12 protein-coding genes are annotated in these 20,093 nt (G+C 68.9%); 3 read left to right on the top strand and 9 right to left on the bottom strand.

Features of this window, described 5'->3' with window-relative positions:
* Nucleotides 1-132: 132 nt before the first annotated feature.
* Both OHS81_RS02930 and OHS81_RS02925 read right to left on the bottom strand, forming a co-directional pair.
* Nucleotides 133-1,320: a cupin domain-containing protein gene (locus tag OHS81_RS02930; RefSeq protein WP_328382136.1), complete on the bottom strand. Its 1,188-nt coding sequence runs from the start codon at nucleotides 1,318-1,320 to the stop codon at nucleotides 133-135.
* 81 nt (nucleotides 1,321-1,401) lie between these two features.
* Entirely contained in the window at nucleotides 1,402-1,542 is a 141-nt protein-coding gene (locus tag OHS81_RS02925) for a hypothetical protein (protein WP_177164756.1), read from the bottom strand.
* A gap of 447 nt (nucleotides 1,543-1,989) precedes the next feature.
* Between OHS81_RS02925 and OHS81_RS02920 the strand changes: the two genes are divergently transcribed.
* Entirely contained in the window at nucleotides 1,990-2,649 is a 660-nt protein-coding gene (locus tag OHS81_RS02920) for a YceI family protein (RefSeq protein ID WP_328382132.1), read from the top strand.
* 464 nt (nucleotides 2,650-3,113) lie between these two features.
* Here OHS81_RS02920 and OHS81_RS02915 read toward each other — a convergent pair whose 3' ends face one another.
* Genes OHS81_RS02915 through OHS81_RS02890 form a run of 6 tightly spaced genes read right to left on the bottom strand, consistent with a single transcriptional unit; the run spans nucleotide 3,114 to nucleotide 14,915 of the window.
* Nucleotides 3,114-3,809 carry a formyltransferase family protein gene (locus tag OHS81_RS02915; protein WP_328382130.1) on the bottom strand — a complete coding sequence of 232 codons (696 nt, stop codon included), beginning with the start codon at nucleotides 3,807-3,809 and terminating at the stop codon, nucleotides 3,114-3,116.
* Nucleotides 3,810-3,846: 37 nt separating this feature from the next.
* Nucleotides 3,847-3,987 (bottom strand): hypothetical protein, encoded by a 141-nt coding sequence (locus OHS81_RS02910; protein WP_328382128.1) that lies wholly within the window; start codon nucleotides 3,985-3,987, stop codon nucleotides 3,847-3,849.
* The gene (locus OHS81_RS02905) at nucleotides 3,987-5,225 is read right to left on the bottom strand and encodes a cytochrome P450 (RefSeq protein ID WP_328382126.1); all 1,239 of its coding nucleotides are present in this window, start codon (nucleotides 5,223-5,225) and stop codon (nucleotides 3,987-3,989) included. Before OHS81_RS02905 ends, OHS81_RS02910 begins: the two co-directional genes overlap by 1 nt.
* Nucleotides 5,222-7,006: a type I polyketide synthase gene (locus OHS81_RS02900; protein WP_328382123.1), complete on the bottom strand. Its 1,785-nt coding sequence runs from the start codon at nucleotides 7,004-7,006 to the stop codon at nucleotides 5,222-5,224. Before OHS81_RS02900 ends, OHS81_RS02905 begins: the two co-directional genes overlap by 4 nt.
* A 35-nt stretch (nucleotides 7,007-7,041) precedes the next feature.
* Nucleotides 7,042-8,862 (bottom strand): non-ribosomal peptide synthetase, encoded by a 1,821-nt coding sequence (locus OHS81_RS02895; RefSeq protein WP_328382121.1) that lies wholly within the window; start codon nucleotides 8,860-8,862, stop codon nucleotides 7,042-7,044.
* Complete coding sequence (locus OHS81_RS02890; RefSeq protein ID WP_328382119.1) at nucleotides 8,859-14,915, bottom strand: polyketide synthase; 6,057 nt, start codon at nucleotides 14,913-14,915, stop codon at nucleotides 8,859-8,861. Before OHS81_RS02890 ends, OHS81_RS02895 begins: the two co-directional genes overlap by 4 nt.
* Nucleotides 14,916-16,000: 1,085 nt before the next feature.
* Here OHS81_RS02890 and OHS81_RS02885 point away from each other — a divergent pair.
* Nucleotides 16,001-17,359, top strand: a complete 1,359-nt coding sequence (locus OHS81_RS02885; RefSeq protein WP_328382117.1) for an MFS transporter — start codon at nucleotides 16,001-16,003, stop codon at nucleotides 17,357-17,359.
* Nucleotides 17,360-17,507: 148 nt separating this feature from the next.
* Here OHS81_RS02885 and OHS81_RS02880 read toward each other — a convergent pair whose 3' ends face one another.
* Nucleotides 17,508-18,665: a Dyp-type peroxidase gene (locus OHS81_RS02880; protein WP_328382116.1), complete on the bottom strand. Its 1,158-nt coding sequence runs from the start codon at nucleotides 18,663-18,665 to the stop codon at nucleotides 17,508-17,510.
* Between the two features lie 87 nt (nucleotides 18,666-18,752).
* Between OHS81_RS02880 and OHS81_RS02875 the strand changes: the two genes are divergently transcribed.
* Nucleotides 18,753-20,093 carry a right-handed parallel beta-helix repeat-containing protein gene (locus OHS81_RS02875; protein WP_328382114.1) on the top strand — a complete coding sequence of 447 codons (1,341 nt, stop codon included), beginning with the start codon at nucleotides 18,753-18,755 and terminating at the stop codon, nucleotides 20,091-20,093.

Raw genomic sequence — 20,093 nt, 5'->3', positions numbered from 1 at the left:
CAGAACCTGGAAGAGGAACCGGCCCCGTGGCATGGGCCCGGGGGCATGGACCGCTTGCCCGTCATGCCGCCGGCGGGCCGGTCGGGCTGACTGGGCCGGCCGGGTTGGCCGGGCCGGGATGCCTGGCGGTGCTCACTCCGACGGGGGGTGTTCTTCGAGCAGGATTCCTTCCTCGACCAAGAGCCGCAGCAATGGGGCGATGTCTTCGGCCGGGTCGAACTCCGGGGCCCAACCGATGGCTTCCCCAACGGTGAACGACTCGTGGCGGAAGATATTTTCGATGAAATCTGCAGGAGCCCCGTCGAGCGTGATCTTCCTCGTGCCGAACAGAATGCGGTGCTGTTCGGACTCGGCATCATAATCAACCTTGACGGGGTTGAAATGCGCTTGCCGCAAACGCGTGTTGCTGTCCGTGGAGAGCGGGTGGAACCCGGACTGGCTCGGGAGGCTTACCTCCCGGTGACGACTGTCCTGGGTGGTCAGATGATGGGCGAGGTACGCCTTCACGAACTGTTCGTCGCCGGCCAGCGCAGCAAGTCTGCCCATCAGTCCGCGCACGTGATCGGCGAGTTGGGCTGTGTCGCCTCCGACCACGGGCGGGAGATTGCGCCGCCACTCCTCCTCGTCCATCAGCTCGTCCGCCAGCCACTTCAACCAGTAGACGCCGGTGCGGCACGTCACCCCCAGCGTCAGGTGCAAAGAGGGTTCGTCGCCGGCCACCGCGTAGTGCCAGTGGCCCCGTGGAATGTAGAGCACGTCCCCCGGATGGAGTTCGGTCTCGATGTAGGGGGGACCCTTGGGCTCGCCGGTGTCGTCGGAGGCGTTGGTGTATTTGTCGAGCGGGTATTTGTACGTCTCCTCGGAGACGACCCATCGCTTCGTCCCCTCGATCTGCAGGATGAAGACTTCATGGTCGTCGTGGTGCTGGTCAAACCCCTGCTGCTCTGGCCAGGAGCAGTACATGTTGACCTGGCTCCGGTGGCCGATCGCACGCTCGATCGACGATGCCAGTTCGGCGATCGCGGGAAGCCGCGCCTGCAACTGGTTGATGATGAGGGTGTAGCCGTCCTGGCAGTGCCTGATCCACTCCTCAGGCGTCTCAGGCTTGCCGGAGATCTTCCTGCCCTTTGCCGCCAGGCGGATTTCCTCGCCGAAACGGAGGCGATGGAAATTGAGCAGGTGGTTGAGCTGGTCCCATGAGAAGAGCGGACGGAAGCGGTCCCGATTCTGCCCGCGTAAGACGACGCCCCGGGTTGTCCAGTTCTCGCGAAGAAATTGATCGAGAGGCATCGGGCCAAGCAGAGATTCGAGATCGAACACGCCATTCCTCACGGTTTAAACGGGTGCCCGGTGGCTCCAGGAGCCACCGGGCGGGTCAGGACAGTGGCTTGACTCCTGCCCTTACACGTCCTTCTGGTCGACTTCGAGGTTCGGCACGTTCTTGACCTGGGCTGTCTTCACCGTCTCCACGGAGAACCCGATCCTCTTCGGGCGGGGTGCCGTGTGGGACTCGGTCTTGGCAGCTGCGGGAACCTTGGCCATCGGTGACTCCTCAACTAGGGGACTTGCCCTTCCATTCGTACTACTTGTTGTCGCCAACTGCCGGAAACGTGTGAAAGGTCACGATCAAATGGATTGAGCCATAATCGGCAAAGTGCTTGCGAAACTTGGCGATCGTGTGATCCCAGGGGCAGTCAAGTCCACCAACCAGGGAAACGGCATGAGGGGGCCCGGCGCACGGTGGCGGCTCGAGGGTCAGGCGCAGTAGGTGCGGCCCGCGGCCGGAGCGACCGCGCGAGGACGGAGTGGGGTGGGGAGGTCACCCTGCAGATCGTGGCGCTCCGTCAGCGCATTCCCTCTTCGTGTCGATCCTGTGCAGCTTTGCAGTCGGGAGCATGGAATCCGGACGCGGCCGCCCATCTCGCCGTGTAGCGCCTGTCTGCGCCGTGATAGCACGGAGTGATCCGATTCAAGGGAGGCTACGTCCGCATGGGCATCTTCAGCCGTCGCCAGGGCGCGACTACCGAGCCGACGCAGGCTGTTGGCCCCCGTACGCCTTTCCCGGCGGCCGAGAGCGCCGGGGTCGAGCTCGACCCCGCACTTCGTGCGCTGACGGGAGAATGGACCATCGACCGCCCGCACAGCCGCATCGGATTCTCCGTGCGGCATGCGATGGTCACGACGGTGCGGGGGGCTTTCACCGATTACGACAGCGCGTTGTATTTCGACGGAGCTCAGCCTTCCCGGTCCCGGGCTGAACTCGTCATTCGGATCGCCAGCGTTGACACGGGCGTAGAACAGCGGGACGCGCACCTCATCGGCACCGACTTCTTCGACGCGCACCGCTATCCGGAGATGATGTTCCGCAGCACCTCCACGATCCACGAGGGCGCAGAGAACTTCCGGATGACCGGGGATCTGACGATCCGTGACATCACTCGGCCGGTCGAGCTGCAACTCGCCTACCTCGGCTCGGTCTTGGACCCGTTCGGCTATGAGCGGGCCGGTTTCGACGCCACCACCACCATCGACCGCACCGATTGGGGCTTGGTCTACAACCAACGCCTGGAAGCGGGCGGGGCCATGGTGAGCGAGAGGGTCCGGCTGCAGTTCGATATCTCCGCGATCCGGTCCGTGCCCCTGGCGTAGTTTCCCGGAAGGAGGCCCACTGCGTTCCGTCGCCCGCACCCTCGACGAGGGAGCTGCGTACCCTCTGACGCGCAACGCTCGCTGACGCATTGCCTTCATTGGGGGCTGACAACCGGCACCGCTCAGCCGGATCGGCGTCGAGCAGTATGCGGCCGGCGGTGGACCGGTTCGCGAGGGTGCTCATGCTCGTAGCGGTGCACGGGCTCGCTGATGGCGCGGTCCAGTGCGGTCAGGGAGGGCAGGCCGTGGCGTTTGATGGCGCTGGCCTGCTGGCCTGCTGGCCTGCTGACATATCGACTGCGACTGCCATCGGCGGAGCGTTAATCCGTGTAGGACCGGATCTTGGCTCCGTCGTCGGAACGAGAGGTAGGGCTTTGGATGCCGAGTGTGGCCGTTCCCTTCCTGGCTGCTGCTCACCGCGGGCCGACTTTCCAGCACGTCACCCTTCCACGTGGTGCACCCCTTCACTGCGCGTGCAGTGCCCATCTGCTGCCATCGACGGACGACGTTCCGGGCAGCGCGATCAGTTCGGGCTTGAACAGCGGTGGCGAGTCCATTGCAGGCTCCCAGGTCGCCACCTTCTCGTCCTGCGGGACCTCGATCCGCCTGTCCTGGGCCAGGTCGGCGACCACCTTCAACAGCAACCGCACACCGAGCGGGGCCAGGTGCTCGCGCCACAGGCTCTGCGCGGTCGAGCCCGGAGGCACGAACAGGTGCTCCTGGGCGGCGAGCGGGCCGGCGTCGGTGCGCTCGGTGAGGTGGTAGACGCTTCCGCCCGTCACCTTGTCGCCGTCGCGGATCGTCCACCGGATGGCGTCCCGACCGCGGTGCAGCGGAAGCAGGCTGGGGTGATAGCCGATGGTGGCGACGGCGGCCCTGGCGCGCGTGTGGCGGCCGAGGAAGGCGTGTGAATGCGCGGCGACGATCACGTCCACCCCGTCCGGGACCTGCATCGCGCGCAGTTCGGCCGAATCCGTCCACGGTATGTCCCTGGGGTACGCCCAGGAGCGCAGACGGTCCCAGGACATCGCGTTGCTCTCGTCGGACTGCCCCTTGCGCAGCCGGGGGGCGGCTGCGCCGACGATCTTGTGCCCTTCCTCCAGCAGGGCATCCGCGACCTGCACCGCGAATGCCCCTTGCCCTGAGATGTAGATGTTCATCACGCGCGCTCCGTGCGGTCGCTGGTCGGGTGTCTGTTCAGTAGGGGTAGGAACGCTCCACCACGGCACAAAGCCGGTTGACAGCGGTTCCGGTGCCGAGCGGCAGGGCGTACCGCCTGCCGGCGTTCGCCACCACCAGGCAGTCGGCCTCGCCGCCGACGACGGGGGTACCGCTCATCAACCGGCCTCCTTCAGTCCACAGTGATCGGGCCGGAACCGCACCGGCAGGGTGGAGTACCCGGTCAGGAAGTTGGACCGGATGCGCAGCGATGCGTCGGTCTGCTCGAATCCGGTGGTGAAGTCCCGCAGCGCGAGCAGCAGTTCGGAGATCTCCACCTTGGCCAGGTACGAGCCGACGCAGAAGTGCGGGCCGTAGCCGAAGGCCAGGTGTTTGTTGGGGGTGCGGCCGAGGTCGAACTCCCCGGGCCGCTCGAAGACCCGTTCGTCCCGGTTGCCGGAGGCGTGCCAGAGCGTGACGATCTCGCCCCGCCGCAGCCGTACGCCGTGCAGTTCGCTCTCGCGGACGACACTGCGCCCGAAGTGCATCGTGGGGGACGCCCAGCGCAGCACCTCGTCCACGGCGGTCTCCACGGCGACCTCACCGTGCTTGAGCCGCCGCCACTGCTCGGGCCGGTCCGCGAGCGTGTGGACGCAGTCGATCATCGTGAGCCGGCTGGTCTCGTCGCCCCCGATGATCAGGCTGTAGCAGTTGAGTACGACGTCCTCGTCGGACAGGGGCACACCGTCGATGGCGCTGCCGATCAGCATGCTGATCACGTCGTCGCCCGGTGACTCGCGCCGCTCCTCGACGAGGTCCATGAAATACATCAGTATCTCGTTGCGGGCCATCTCGGAGTCGACTTCGTCGACGTCCTCGTCGTCGGTCGACAGCGCGGTCTTGGTCAGGGAGAGAAGGAAGTCCCGGTCCTGCTCGGGCACGCCGAGCAGGTTCGAGATCGTGGTCATCGGGATCCGGCCGGCGATCCGCTCGGCGAAGTCGCAGCCGCCGGACTCGACCGCCTCGCGCATCAGCTGCCGGGTGTTGACCCGCACCGTCTGCGCGACCTCGTTGAGCACCCTCGGCGAGAGCACCCGCTGCAGGATCTTGCGCAACTCGTGGTGCCGGTGCCCGTCGGTGACGGCCAGCATCCGGCCGGCCCCGGCGTCACCGCCACCCAGCAACGTGACGAGCACATTGCCGCGCTCGGACGTGAAGTTCACGTTGTCCCGGTAGGTGGCCATGATGTCGTCGTAGCGGGAGATCACCCAGAACCCCCGGCGGCCGTCGACCGGAGGGTTCCAGTACACCGGGGCGGTGTCCCGCAGGGTGCGCCAGAAACCGTCGAGGTCGTGGTCCGTGAAGGTGTTCGGGTCACCCAGGTCCACGGTGTCCGGTGCCGGTGTGCTCACGGTCACCAGTCCGTACGCCAGAACCGACGCGGCTGGAAGGGGTAGGTGGGCAGCGGCACGCGGTGGCTGGTCTCCCCCAGGTGCAGGGAGTCGAAGTCCACCTGCCGGCCGGTCACCCAGGCGGCGGCCAGCTCGGACAGCGCCGGTGCGTCCGTCCCGGACTGCACGATCCCGTTGTCGTTGCAGCGGAAGGAATCGGCATCCACCCGCGGCGCGGCAGCGGTCTCGGTCGCCAGGCCCCGGGGGGAGCCGCCGGACAGCGCCGCGATCAGCTCCGCACGGCTGCGGACCACGGCCGCCCACCGACGGGACATCACCTTGCGGCCCAGGTTGAGGCTGAAGCAGATGTCGTCCAGGCGCAGGTCGGGGTGGGCCTCCAGCCAGTCCTTCAACCGTGCGCGCTGACGCGCCAGCGCTTCGTCGTCCAGGGCGGACAGGGTGGCCAGCCGCGGCCTGCCGTCGGCCTCGGGGGCGCGTTCGGCGACCGCCGGTGCCTCTTCCAGCACCAGGTGCGCGTTGTAGCCACCGCCGCCGATCGAGGTGATGCCCGCACGGCGGATACCGGACTCCGACGCCCAGTCCGCCGTCTCCAGCTGCGGCACGAACGGGGTGCCGGGGAGGTCGAGGTCCTCGTTGACCTCGGTCAGGTTGATCGTCGCCGGCAGCTTCTTGTGGTGCAGGGCCATCGCGGCCTTCACCGCACCGAAGCCACCCGACACCACACCGCCGTGGCCCACGTTGCCCTTGACCCCGCCGATCGAGGTGGTGCCGCTCTGCTTGCCGAACGCCATGCTCGCCGCGTGCACTTCGAGCTCGTCGGTCATCGGCATACCGAGACCGTTGGCCTCGTACATGGACACGGTGTCCGGGGCGACGCCGCCCACCTCCATGGCGTTGGCGATGCACGCGCTCAGCCGCTCGGGCTGGGCCAGGCCGTAGGCCATCGCGCTGACGCCGTTGTTGTTGACGGCCGAACCCTTGACCACGGCGTAGAGGTGGTCACGGTCGGCGACGGCCTGAGCCAGCGGCTTGAGCAGCACGGTGACGACACCACTGGACAGCGCGGTGCCGGTGCCGTTGGCGTCGAACGGGCGGCAGTGGCCGTCCTTGGACAGGATGCGGTTCTCTTCCCACAAATGACCACGGGGGTGGGGCAGACGGACCATCGCGCCACCGGCGACCGCCATGTCGGTCTGGCCGAGCAGCAGCGACTGGCAGGCCAGGTGCACCGCGTAGTGGAAACCGGCGCAGACGGCGGCAACGGTGACGGCCTCGCCGGTGAGCCCCATGTAGTACAGCGCGTTGGACGTCATGGTGTCCGGCGACCACGCCAGGCTGGCCTCGATCGCCTCGGGGCCGACCGACACCCGGTCCGGCGGGGAACTGTAGAGCGCCGCGGTCTGCGGGTTGTTGGCGCCGTACATGCCTATTTCGGCCTCGACCCGGTCCGGGTCGTAGCCGCCGTCCTCGAGCGTTTCCCACGCGCTCTCCAGGAACAGCCGGTTCTCCGGGGTCATCGCGGCCGCCATCCGGTCGCTGATGCCGAACACCGACGGGTCGAACTTGTCGTAGGTGTCGAGGATGCCGCAGGCCCGCACGTAGAACGGGCTGTGGATCAAGGTCTCGTCGACGTGGATGTCGTCCTTGGCGAGGAACGACACGGACTCCCTGCCGTGGACGAGGTTGTCCCAGAACTGCTCCTTGGTACGGGCGCCGGGCGCCCGCAGGGACATGCCGATGACGGCCACATCACCGGGGTCGTAGTCCTGCTCGGGGCTGTCGCTCATGGAAAGGCTCCTGCTTCGAGTCGAGTGGGGGTGGCTCAGCTGCCGGTGGAGGCGCCGCGGCCGCGCAGGGCGGCGCGGCGGGTGTGGGCGCGGCGGCGAGCCGACTGGACCAGCTCGGGGGTGGTGCCGCTCTCCTCGTCGAGCCAGCGGCCGAGGGAGGAGATGTCACGGAAGCTGAAGAGGTCGGGCACACGCACGCGGCGGTCGAACCGCCGGGTCATCAGCCTGGCCAGCCGGACGAGCAGCAGAGAGTCGCCGCCGAGGTCGTAGAAGGCGGCCCGGACATCGATGCTCGCCGGTTCGAGGCCGAGCAGCTGGCCCCAGATCTCCGCCAGTGCCACCTCGGTCGGCGTGCCGGCGGCCGTCAGGGGCCCGCCGGTGTCGGCGGCCGGCGGCTCGGGAAGCGCGGTGCGGTCGAGTTTCCCGCCCGGTGCCAACGGCAGTGCGCTCAGGAAAACGATCGTGCCCGGCACCATGTAGTCGGGCAGCTGGGTGGCGAGCTTGCCGGTGAGGGCGGTCTGCAGTCCGGCGTCCAGCCGGACGCCGTCCCGGGTCTCGCCCTCGGGCACGACGTAGCCGATGAGCCTGTTGCCCCGTACGACGGCGGCGGCTTCCCGGACCTCGGGGCAGCCGGTCAGCCGGGCCTCGACCTCTTCCAGCTCGATGCGGTAGCCGCGCAGCTTGACCTGGTGGTCGGTGCGGCCTTTGAACCGGAGCTCACCGTCGTCGGTGAACGTGACGACGTCACCGGTGCGGTACATGCGTGCGCCGTCCAGGAACGGGTCCGGCACGAACCGTTCGGCCGTGGTGCGAGGCCGGTTGACGTAGCCGTGAGCCAGGCCGGCACCACCGATGTAGAGCTCGCCGGGCACGCCGGCCGGCAACTGCTTCAGGTTCTCGTCGAGCACGTACGCACGGGCGCTGACCGACGGCGTGCCGATCGTGGGCTCACCGGTCCCGCCCTCCGGTACCGGCCCGAACGAGCAGAAGACGGTTCCTTCGGTGGGGCCGTAGGCGTTGAAGACCCGGTCGGCGCCGGTCTCGCGGTACGTCCGGTCCACCAGCTTGCGCCGCAGGGGCTCGCCGCCGAACACCACGGTGCGCACGTGCGGTGGCAGATATCCGGCGTCGAGCAGGCCGTTCATCACCGACGGGACGACGTTGAGGTGGGTGATCTTGTCGGCATACCGGCTCTCCGGCAGGTGGACGGCGCTTTCCACGAGCACGACGGCGCCGCCACGGCACAACGCGGCGAAGATCTCCATCACGGACATGTCGAAGCAGACCGAACTCGCCGCTGAGACGCCGCTCAGATCGCAGCCTTCGAGGATGCGGTCCATTTCGGACAGCATGGCAACGCAGCCACTGTGGTGGACGGCCACGCCCTTCGGCCGGCCGGTGGATCCCGACGTGTAGATGATGTACGCGGTGTCGCCGGGCACGACCGGCACGGGCTTCTCGCCGGGCTCGGTCGTCACGGTCTCGTCCAGCACGACCACGGTCGGGCCGGCCGGGCAGCCGGCCCGGGACGCGGGCGTGGTCAGCAGCAGGTGGGTCCCGCTGTCCCGGACCATGAAGGCCAGCCGCTCGGCCGGATACTTCGGGTCCAGGGGCACGTAGCAGGAGCCGGCGCGCAGCGTGGCCAGGATGCCGACGAGCAGGTCGGGTGTGCGCTCGACGCAGATGCCGACCGGGACGCCCGGTCCTGCGCCGTCGGCGACGAGCCGTTCGGCCAGCACGCGGGACCGCTCGTTCAGCTCGCCGTAGGTCAGGACGCCGGCGTCGGAGTAGACGGCGGGCGCGTCGGGGTTCTTGGCCGCTTGCTCGATGAACTCGGAGTGCAGGGTTTCGGTCACCGGTCCGTCTCCTCGGGGCAGCCGCTCGGGGCGATGTCCTGGAGTGCCAGGCCGGGGTGGGCGATCGAGTCGAAGAGCACGGTGCGGTAGAGCGCGAGCAGTGCCGTCACGGTCTGCCTTTCCAGGTAGCTGGGTTTGTACTGGATGTGGCCGGCGACCTCGCCATCGATATCGGCCATCGAGATCTCCAGGTCGAATTTGGCGAGGTGCCTGCGTACCTGAAGCGGTTCGAGCGGCAGGGCGCCGTCGGGCGTGATGGTCTCGCCGATGCCGTGGAAGAGCTTGACGGACCGGGGAAACGCGTCCGAGGAAAGCCAGTTCACCACCACGTCGAACCACGGGGAGCGGCCCTCGGCCCTCGGCGGCTTCAGCTGGGACGCCAGCAGGTCGAGGGGGTAGTTCATGTGCTCCAGCAGGCCGAGCGAGAAGGCGTGGACCTCGCGCAGCAGGTCGCGGAAGCTGCGGTCACCGGCGGGTTTCGCACGCACCAGCACCGTGTTGAGGTAATAGCCGATGGCGGATTCCCAGCCGGGTTCGCCGCGTTGGGCGATGGCGGTGGCCAGTACGGAGTCCTCGACTCCGGCCGCGCGGTTGAGCGTGGCGAAGAAACCGGCCAGCACGACGGTGCTGATCGACACGCCCTCGCGTACCGCGAACTCCCTGAGCAGGCGGGTCTCTTCGGCGCTCCAGCGGAAGGTGAGGTCGCGGCCTTCGTAGGTGACGCCGGGAGGCCGCTTCCTGGTGGACAGGTCGAGGTGGGCGGGTGGGTCGGCCAGCTTCTCCGTCCACCAGTTCAATGCCGCGTCGGACGCCGGACCGGCCAGCCACTGCCGCTCCCACTCGACGAACTCCGTGTAGGGGGCGACCGGTTCACCGGCGGCGTGGTCGACGCCCTCGTAGGACTCCTGGAGTTCGCGGATCATCACGTCGGCCGACGCCGCGTCCGACGCGATGTGGTGGACGAGTACCAGGAGGTAGTGGTCCGCCGGACCACGCGTCATCAGCACCACCCGCACCAGTGGCCCGTTGTCCATGTCGAGCGGCAGGTGCCCGTACTCGGCCAGTTCCTCGCGGGCTTGTTCGTCGTCCCGGTCCGTGCTGTCCACCACGACGAACTCGTACACCGGTTCGTCCAGGATGACCTGGTACGGGCTGCCGCCCGCCTCGACGAAGAGCGTGCGCAGCGCGGGATGCCGCTCCATCACGGCCCGCACGGCGCGGTCGAGCGCCTTCTCGTCGACCGCGGTCCGGATCCGGGCGGCCACCATGAAGTTGTAGGGCACGGCGTCCGGCGCGACCATCTGCATGAACCACAGCGATGCCTGGCCGTGTGAGGCCGGTGCCAGTTCGAGGCCGAGACCGTCGGCGCGCAGCTGCTCACACGCCGGTGCGTCGGTGGGGTCCAGCAACCCGCGCACGGCCAGTTCCTCCACCAGCTCCTCGGCGTCCAACTCGGCAAGATCGTCGAGGAACGTCATGGCCGGCGCACCCTTCGGCTCCGGCGCCGGCACGACCGCCGCCTTCGGCTCCGGCTCCGGCGCCCGTGCCGGCTGCACCTCCGCGGCCGGTGCCCGCTCGACCGCCGCGGTTGCCGTCGGCCGGCCGATGGCCTCGATGAGGTGGCCGACGACTTCGGAGATGGTCCGGCCGTCCAGGAACACCACCGGCGACACTCGCTGCCCGAACAGCGATTGCAGCCTGTTGACGAGGCGGAGCGCCAGCATCGAGTCGAGACCGAAGTCGCGCAGGCTCGCGCCTTCGCCGAACGTGCTCGCCGGCACACCCAGCGCGTCGGCGATCTCGCCGAGGACGACCTCCTCCAGCGGCCTGCTCTCCACGCTCTCGACGACGGGCTCGGCCACCGTCGTGACCACGGACTCGGCCACGGTCGCGGCGACCGGTGCCGACGCGACGCGGGGGTGAGGTGTGGTGTCCAGCCAGTACCGGTCCTTCTGCCACTGTACGAGTGGGGTTTCCACGACTTCGACGTCGTCGGCGAACAACGAGTCGAAGGTCAGCGGGAGGCCCCTGACATACAAGGATGCGGCGGCCCCCAGCAGACAGCGGACGTCACTCTCGTTGCGCCGCAGGGAGTTGATCGCGTGCACCCGGGCACCACGGCTCAGCGCGATCTCCTCGACCGCGCCGCGCAACGTCTCGTGCGGGCCGATCTCGATGAAGGTGCCGACGCCGTCCTCGACCAGGGCACCGATCGTCTCGGCGAACCGGACCTGGTTGCGCAGGTTGTGCACCCAGTAGTCGACGCCGGCGACCGGGTTCACCGTGCCGGCCAGTGCCGTGGAACGGAAGGCGATGGTGTTCGTCAGTGGGGTGATGCCGTCGAGGCGTTCGCGCAGTGGCTGGATCAGCGGATCCATGCCGGGGCTGTGCACCGACCTTTCGACCCGAATCCTCCGGGTCGGGATCCCGGCCCGCTGGAGGTCGGCCTCCAGGGCGCCGATGGCGTCGGGCGAGCCGGACACCGCCGCGCTGGTGGGGCTGTTCACCACGGCGACGGCCACGTGCTCGGCGTACGGGGCGATCCTCGGCAGCAGCTCCTGCTCCGGCAGGTCGACCGAGATCATGGCGCCGGAGGCCGCCTCCTGTTCGAGCAGGTGCGACCGGGCGACCACGACGCGAGCGGCGTCGTCCAACGACAATGCGCCGGCGATATGGGCGGCTGCGACCTCGCCCAGGCTGTGCCCGACGACGGCGGTCGGCTGGATGCCGAGTGCGAGCCAGACCTTCGCCAGCGAGACCTGCAAGGCGAACAGAACAGGCTGCTGGAAGTCCATTTCCTCGAACCTGGACCCGTCGGCCGGGGCGGCGAGCTCGTCGAGCACCGAGCAGCCGCCGGCCGCGCGCACGGCGGCGTCGCAGGCGTTCATCCACGTACGGAAGCCGGCGTGCGCGCTCATGAGCTCCCGGCCCATGCCGACCCATTGGGTTCCGCCGCCGGAGAACACCAGCGCCACCCGCCGGTCGCTGTTGCCGGCGACCGTGCCCGTGACGACGTCGGTGTGCGGCTGACCGGCGGCGACCCGGGCGAGTCCGTCCAGGACGTCCTGACGGTTGCGGGCGAACAGCGCAATCCGGTGGTTGTGGTGGGTACGCCTGGCCGCCAGCGTGTAGGCGAGGTCGGAAACCCGCAGGCCGGTGTCACGTTCGACATGGTTGGACAGCTCACGGCAGGTGTCGGTGAGCGCGGCCGCCGTACGCGCCGTGACGGGCAGGAGATGCACCTGCTCGTCGGCCGCGACCTCGCCCTGGCTCGGGGTGACGTGCCGTCTCCGGTCGCCCGCGGTGAACGGGCCGGGGGTGACCGGGAGGCCGGCGGTGTACAGCGCGCCGAGCGAGCCGAGCAGGGTCGAGGCTTCGTCGGCGCCACGACGGAGCGAGGGCAGGGTGGTCGCCGGCAGGATCTCCGACACCGACTTGAGCAGCAGGGGATGCGGACTGAGTTCGATCACCGCGTCGATGTCGTGGTCGCGCAGGTTCGTCAGGGCGTCGACCACCCGGATCTCCTGGCGCAGGTTGTCCGCCCAGTAGTCCGGCCCGAGCTCCGCGCCGTCGACGCGCTTCCCGGTGACCGTCGAGATCATCGGGATGCGTGTGCTCCGGGGCGTGATGCCGTCGAGCTCGGCCCTCAGCGGGGCGAGGACGTGGTCGACCAGCGGCGAGTGCGGTGCGTGACCCATCCGTACCCGGTGGTTCGTGACGCCGTCGTCGGTGAGCCGCCGGCTCAGCTCGTCGATCTCCTGCGGTGTGCCGGTGACCAGGGTGGAGTTCAGGCCGTTGTAGCCGGAAACGGTGAGCCGGCCGGTCAGGTACTGCTTGACGTCGTCCGCACCGGTCATGACCACGATGCCGTCACCGCGTCCGACGGCCAGCTGCTGGAGGAGCCGGCCGTGGTGGGCTGCCAGGCGGGAGGCGTCCTCGAAGTCGAGTGCGCCGGCGATGTAGGAGGCGGCGAACTCTCCGACGCTCTGTCCCACCACGACATCCGGCTCCACCCCCAGCGAGCGCCAGGCATCGGCCAGAGCGACCTGGAGGGAGAACAACAGCGGCTGGAACACGTCCATGTCGTCGATGCGGCCATCGGGGGACAGCAACTGGTCGACGAGGGAGAAGCCCAGCAGCTCCCGCATCCGCTTGTCGGAGCGCATCATGGACCGTCGGAACACGGGCATACCGGCGAGCAGCTGCCTGCCCATGCCCACCCACTGCGAACCGTTGCCCGACAACAGGAACGCCACCCGCGGCCGGCGTTCGGTGATCTCACCGGCACTTACCCCGGCGGCCGTTGCGCCGGTGCCGAAGGCATGGAGCTGCGCCCGGAGTTCGGTCATGTCGTGGGCGGTGGCCGCGAGCCGGAACCTGCCCTCGCCGGGTGTCCGGCTGCACAGCGCCCGCAGGTCGTCCTCCTCGCGCAGTGCCAGCGCCCGCTCGGCCAGCGCCTCCCGGGAGTCCCCGGCCAGCAGGAGGAGTGAGGTCTCGGGACGCGGCAGCTCCTCGACGACGACATGACAGATCGCGCCGCCGAACCCGAACGAGCTGACGCCTCCTCGGCGCGCGTCGGACCGTCGCGGCCACGGCGTCAGCCGGTCCTGGACGGTGAGGTGGTACTCGTCGAACATGATCTGCGGGTTCGGAGAGGCGTAGTGCAGGCTCGGCGGCAGCACGCCGTTGCGCATCGAAAGCGCGAGTTTGACCAGGCCGACGATGCCCGCCGCCGCCTCCAGATGCCCGACGTTGGACTTGACGGAACCGAGCCGCAGGGGCTCCCCGCGGTCAGCGCCCAGGACCGCGCCGATGGCATTGGCCTCGATCGGGTCGCCGAGGGGCGTCGCGGAGCCGTGGCACTCGATGTAGTCCACGAGGGACGGTTTGATGCCGGCCCGCCGGTACGCGGTGCGGAGCATCTTCTCCTGCGCCTGGGGGTTCGGCGCGGTCATGCCGTTGCTCAGACCGTCGTTGTTCGACGAGCTGCCCTTGATCACGCAGTACACCGGCAGTTCGCGCTCAAGCGCCACACTGAGCGGGGCGAGCACGACGACGCCGGCGCCCTCACCGCGGACGTAGCCGTTGGCCCGGGCGTCGAACGACTTGCAGCGGCCGTCCGGAGCGAGCGCGCCCATCTCGTCCATGGCGGTGTAGTAGTCGGAGACGAAGCTCAGGTTCACGCCACCGGCCAGCACCAGCTCGCTCTCGCCCATCCAGATCGACTGGCATCCCACGTGCACCGAGACCAGCGATCCGGCACAGGCGGCGTCGATGGCCATGCTCGGGCCCTGCAGGCCGAGGAGGTAGGAGACGCGGTTGGCGATGATGCCGTCGTGCATGCCGGTCGCGGTGTGCGGGGTGATCTGGCTGTCGGGACCGCGAGAGTGCGCCAGAGCGGCGTAATCGCCCCAGCAGGAGGCCATGAACACGCCGGTGTCGCTGCCGACGAGGCTGTGGGGCGCGACACCCGCGTCCTCCAGCGCCTCCCAGGCCAGCTCCAGAATCAGACGCTGTTGCGGGTCCATCTGGACGGCTTCGCGGGGTGAGATGCCGAAGAACAGTGGATCGAACCGGTCGATGCCGTCGATGAACCCGCCCCACCGCACCTTGTCGTTGAGGAGGTCGCGTCGCGCGGGCGGCACCGGGCCGACGGCGTCGCCGCCCTCGACAAGCAGCTGCCAGAACGCGGACGGGTCCGGTCCGCCGGGGAACCTGCAGCCGATGCCCACGATCGCGATGGGTTCATGTGATGCCGTACGGCGGTCGTTGCCCGGGGCTGCGGTCTCCGCGGCACGTGGACCCTCGACGAGTGCACGGGACAGCTCGTCGAGGGTCGGGTACTGCCACATCCAGGTGACCGGAACTTTCCAGCCGAGGAATTCGGATAACGAGGCGGCAAGAGCCGTCAACTTCAGCGAGTCCAGGCCGTACTGATGCATCGGTGCCCAGCGATCCACCGCGCCCTTGGACAAGTCCAACAGCTCAACAACGCGAGAGAGCAGAAACTCTGTTATGGCATGCACATCTCGTGCTGCGTGCTCTTGGGGCATTACGGCTCCTCAGCAGGGCGGATGGAAGGGACCGATGAAGCTTGCGGCCGGGTGATCACGTTCTCGGAAACTCCGTCCGCTCTGTCCTGGCAGCGGGATCGAGGGGGTTGCGGCGCACATGCGGCCGTGCCGAAAACATGGCCGAGGCCGATGCTTCTCGCAATGGTGAGTCAGTACCCAGGCAGCTGGTCATGGGGATGGCTCAGGACACGGAAGCTTCGCTTCGACGGGTCAAGTGCCGCAGTGCAGCCGAATACGAGGAACCCCTGTCAGAGGCAAGGGGACCCGTGTCCTGCTGGGCAGGCTGTCCGGCCCCGGACAGGAACGTATGGCTGGAGAAAAACTAGTACCTACACCCGACCCGTTCCCCCGTTAAGTCGTTTTGGCTGAATCAGATTGCGATCTGGTTCAGGATCACTTCCCGGCAGCCCGGCCGCCGGCCTGCATCGTCCGTCTCCTGGTCAATTCGATCCGCAACTGCATTGCCTTCGGGGACGTGCAGGCGGAACTCTCTCTCGGCACAACCACTGCCGGACCAGCTTCAAGATCCATTTCCTAGGTGAAGAATGATACGGACTGGCGTGGACCGCATCATGAGGTACTCGCCCGCCCGGCAACTTCAGACTGCCACCCTGTGAATGGTGAAACAAGTGTGGTCTATGAGCCGGAAGGTGCACTGGCCTGATTTGGACCCCGAGTGACTGGTTCGCCCTCTTCTCACGCAATTCCGGAGGTGCCCTGTGCGCCCGTCACCGCGCCTCAGCCGACGGGAGGGGACGACCCGGTGAGCGATGCTCCGGTGGCATACGAGAAGGGCCGGGCTGGACAGCGGTCGGACGGCGCTGCAAGCTGCTCGGCATGAAAATCATGAAAAGCGAACCGGTGCCGGCTGACGCCCACGTGGGGGTGGCGGGTGCCGGACGGAGGGAACTCACCACGACACGGCAGCCGCTTGCGGCCGAGGCCGGCGACGACACGCCTGTAGCGGTTGCGGGTGACGTGTTCGCCCGATTACGGCTCAGCTGCCACCTTCCTCGGACAGCCGTCGGCCGGATATGTGACGGCGAGTTCCCCGGGAGGACTGCATGACCACTACCGCGGTGATGCCACGGCACAGGCCGGGCCTGGCACTTGGGGCGCTGGCCGGGGCGCTCGCACTGGACGTGAGTGGTCTCGGGGTGCTCAACGCCGCCCTGCCGTCCGTCGGAGCACGTTTCGATCTGGACGAAGCCACCCTCCAGTGGGTCATGATTGCTTACGCCGTCACGTTCGCCGGCTTCCTGCTGGTGGGCGGCCGCCTGGCCGATGTCTTCGGCCGACGGCGGGTGTTCGAGTGCGGTGTCGCCCTGTTCACGGTGGCCGCGTTGGCCGGGGCCGTGGCGCCGGACACCGGGGTTCTGCTCGGTGCGCGGGCGGTCCAGGGCATCGGCGCGGCCCTGTCAGGTCCGGCCGCCCTGGCCCTGCTGACCGAGGTGTTTCCGGCCGGTCCGGCGCGCAACCGGGCCCTCAGCGTGTACGCCGCGGTCGGCGCGGCGAGCTTCAGCGGCGGGGTGCTGCTGGGCGGTGTACTGACCCAGTTCCTCGGCTGGCGGTCGGTGCTGTGGTTCTCGGTGATACTGGGGCTGGCCGTGCTGTCCGTGACGCGCGCCGGGCTGCCCGGTGGCGTCGGGCGCGGCGGCCGGCTGGACCTGCCCGGTGCGATCTCGGGCACTCTCGGCCTCACCCTGGTGGTCGTCGGCGCGAGCAGTACCGGCACGTTGGCCTGGAGCGCACTCTGCGTCGCAGCGGTCTTCCTGGTGTTCTTCGTGGTGCACGAGCACCGCACCGCCGACCCGGTGCTCCCTCTCGGGCTCTTCCGGGTCACATCGGTACGGGCCGCGAGCCTGGCAGCGTTCCTCCAGTACATGGCCTCGGTCGGGATGCTGTTCTTTGCGCCGCTGTATCTCCAGGAGATGCTGAAGTACTCCCCGCTCCAGTCCGGTCTCGCACTGGTCCCGATGTCGGCGGGCGTGTTCCTCACCGCCAACTTCCTCACCGGACGCCTGCTGGCCAAGTACACGCCGCGCACGCTGATGGCCGTCGGGCTCGTCCTGATCGGCGGAGGAACAGCGCTGTGGATGACCACACCGCACGAAGGCAACTATCTGCTGTATGTGCTGCCCGGCCTGGTGATCAGCGGCATCGGCCAGGGACTGAACTTCCCCTCGATGACGTCCGCCGCGCTCACCGGCGTCGAGCCGGACCGGCACGCGGTCGCCGGGGCGGTGAACGTCGTGGCACAGCAGATCGGGGCCAGCGTCGGAGTGGCGGTCATGGTCCTGGTCGCAGCCACCGGCAACGACCAGCTCACCGGCTACCACCTCGCCTACCTCACAGCCGGTATCGCCTGTGTGCTCGGAGCGGTATTCATCGCCATGGCAGGTCGTCATGACCACCATGAGTGACCAGGTGAACCGGGCGAGGTGCGGTACACCGCCGACCACATCGTGCCGGCGAACGGCGCCGACGCCGTCGTCCCTCCGGTTCCCGGCCTGCGGGAGCTGGAGGGCCTCTGGAGCACGCGCGAGGCAACCGGCATGAGGTTGACCGTGATCAGCCGAACAGCTGGGAACCGAGCGGGTGTTGCCGGTCGAAGCCGGGGAGGACCAGGAATGTCGCACTGGCGGTTGTGGTGGTGAAGGGCAGCAGTGCGTCGGAGGTGTCCATGTGGGTGAGGGTGGCGGTGAAGGTCCGCAGGTCGTTCTGGAAGCTGATGAAGAGCAGGCCGGGGGCGGGCTCGTCGGTGCTGTAGGAGCGGCGGAGCATGAGCCCGACCCCGACCACGGTGGCGTGTGCCCTGCGCACATGGGCGTCCGCGGGGACGAGATAGCGCCCGTCCGGTGTCTTGGCTCCGAGTTCCGGGCCCGAGGCGGCGGTGCCGCCGGAGAGGGGGACGCCGCTGGCCCGGCGCCGCCCGAAGACCGCTTCCTGTTCGGCTACGGACAGGGCGGCGAACCGTGGCAGGTCGAGTTCCATACGCCGCAGTACGGCAAGGGTGCCGCCGGCGACCGCAGGCGGCCCCGCCAGCCACAGGTCGCGTTGTTGTTCGGCGGTCGTGTGCGGGCCCACGATGCCATCGATGAAACCGAGTGGGTTGCGTGGCGCGGTAAGGCCGTTGCCGACGGACACGTTCGCACCGCGGCGTGCGGACTGCCGCCAGCGTTCGCGGATGCGGTCACCGGCCTGGTCCAGGAGAGCGGCGGCGACGACCGGTAAGAGCAGGGCGTCGCCGGCGCAGATCTGCATCAGCAGGTCTCCGCCGCGTGCCCGTGGAGCGATCCGCTCGCGGGAGAATCGCGGGAGGTCGGTCGCGCCGGGCAGCGAGGCACCGGCCGTGCGCACCAGCCGGGGGCCCACGCCGACGGTCACGGTGAGGTCGCCCGGCGGCAGGCCCAGCAGCCGCGTGTCGGTCCCCGCTGTGAGTGAGCGGATGGCCTGGCCGAGTTCGGCCAGTAACGGGCCGGGAGCCACGGTGGCACCGAGGTCGGCCACCACGGCGAGCAGGTTGGGCTGGGCCGGCTGGGGGAGCGTGATGCCTGCCTGATGGCGGCCCGTCGCCGCAACCGGCACTGGCGTGGCCCCTGGGGTAGGGGCGTGCCGGTCTGGCCGGGCGGAGTCCGATGTGCACCCGGCGGCCAGACCGGCGGCCACCACGGCGCCGGTGACATCGAGGAACCTGCGGCGCGACGGATGGTGATCGGCTCGGTGCATGGTGTGCAGAGTGCCACAGCCGCCTCGTAGGTGCGGGTCAACCTCCCGATTCTGGCGTGGACTTGGGCGTCATGCCAGACTGGGATCATGCCTCGATTAGCTCTTCGCGTGGTGGCGGCGGTACTGGGCACGCTGACGCTTGTGGTCGGCTGCAGCGGCGGCGATGGCGGATCGGGCAAAGGCCGGCGACCGGCCGGTGCGGAGGTGACGATCCGAGTGCCTGCCGATGCCCCGACGATCTCGGATGCGGTGTCGTTGGCCCGTCCCGGTGACCTGGTGCTGGTCGCGCCGGGCGTGTACCACGAGTCGGTGAAGATCGACACGGCGCGCATCACTCTTCGCGGTGCGTCCCGGGACAAGGTCGTCATCGACGGACGGTTGCGGCAGCCGAACGGTGTCGTCGTCGCGGCGCCCGGGGTGGCCGTGGAGAACCTGACCGTGGAGAACAACACGCAGAACGGCGTGCTGGTCACCGGTTCGGCGAAGGCGGCCGCCGGGCTGCCGGGGCAAAGCGGCGGCTACGACACCGGCGATGAGCCCGTCACCTTCCTGAAGTCGTTCCTGGTCTCGTATGTGACCGCGACCCGCAACGGTCTGTACGGCATCTACGCGTTCTCCGCCCGGAACGGTGTCATCGAGCACTCGTACGCGTCGGGCGGCGCCGACTCGGGGATCTATGTCGGCCAGTGCAAGCCATGCCACATCGTGGTGCGGGACAACGTCGCCGAACTCAACGCGGTCGGTTACGAAGGCACCAACGCCAGCGGGGACATGTACGTGGTCGGCAACCGCCTGGTCGGCAACCGGGTCGGACTCACCACCAACTCCGACCACCAGGAGAAACTGCTCCCGCAAAAGGGCTCCGTCATCGCGGGCAATCTGATCGCCGCCAACCAGCAGACGGCCACCCCGGAGCAGGCCGACGGCGGGTGGGGCACCGGCATCGGCATCGACGGCGGCAGCGACAACCGGTTCGTCCGCAACCGCATCGCCGGCAACCGCAACGCCGGGCTGGTGATCACCGCGACCGCCGACCTACCTCCGGTCGGCAACCAGATCGTGGACAACACGTTCACCGGCAACGGCGTCGACGTCGGCTGGACGTTCCCCACCGCCACGCGGGGACGCGGCAACTGCCTGCGCGGCAACGCTCTGCGCACCACCGTGCCCGCCCGGCTCGCGACGACTGCGGCCTGCCCGCTTCCGGCCGGGTCGTCCTCGCCGGCCGGCACGTGGGCGGCGCCGACGGCACCCGGTGGTATCCCGTTCACCGAGGTCGCGGCGCCTGCTCCGCAGCCGCAGTTCCCCGACGCCGCCACCGCGGACGCCACCGCCGTCCCGCCCGTCCCGGCCCTGCCGAAGACGGAGGGCATCCGGCTGCCGCCGGCGTCCCTGCTCGCCGCGAACGCGCGGGTGCAGACGTCCTGA

Origin of the sequence: Streptomyces sp. NBC_00400, assembly GCF_036048035.1 — a bacterium.
GTDB lineage: Bacteria > Actinomycetota > Actinomycetes > Streptomycetales > Streptomycetaceae > Streptomyces.
This window is presented reverse-complemented; position numbering and strand designations above follow the sequence as displayed.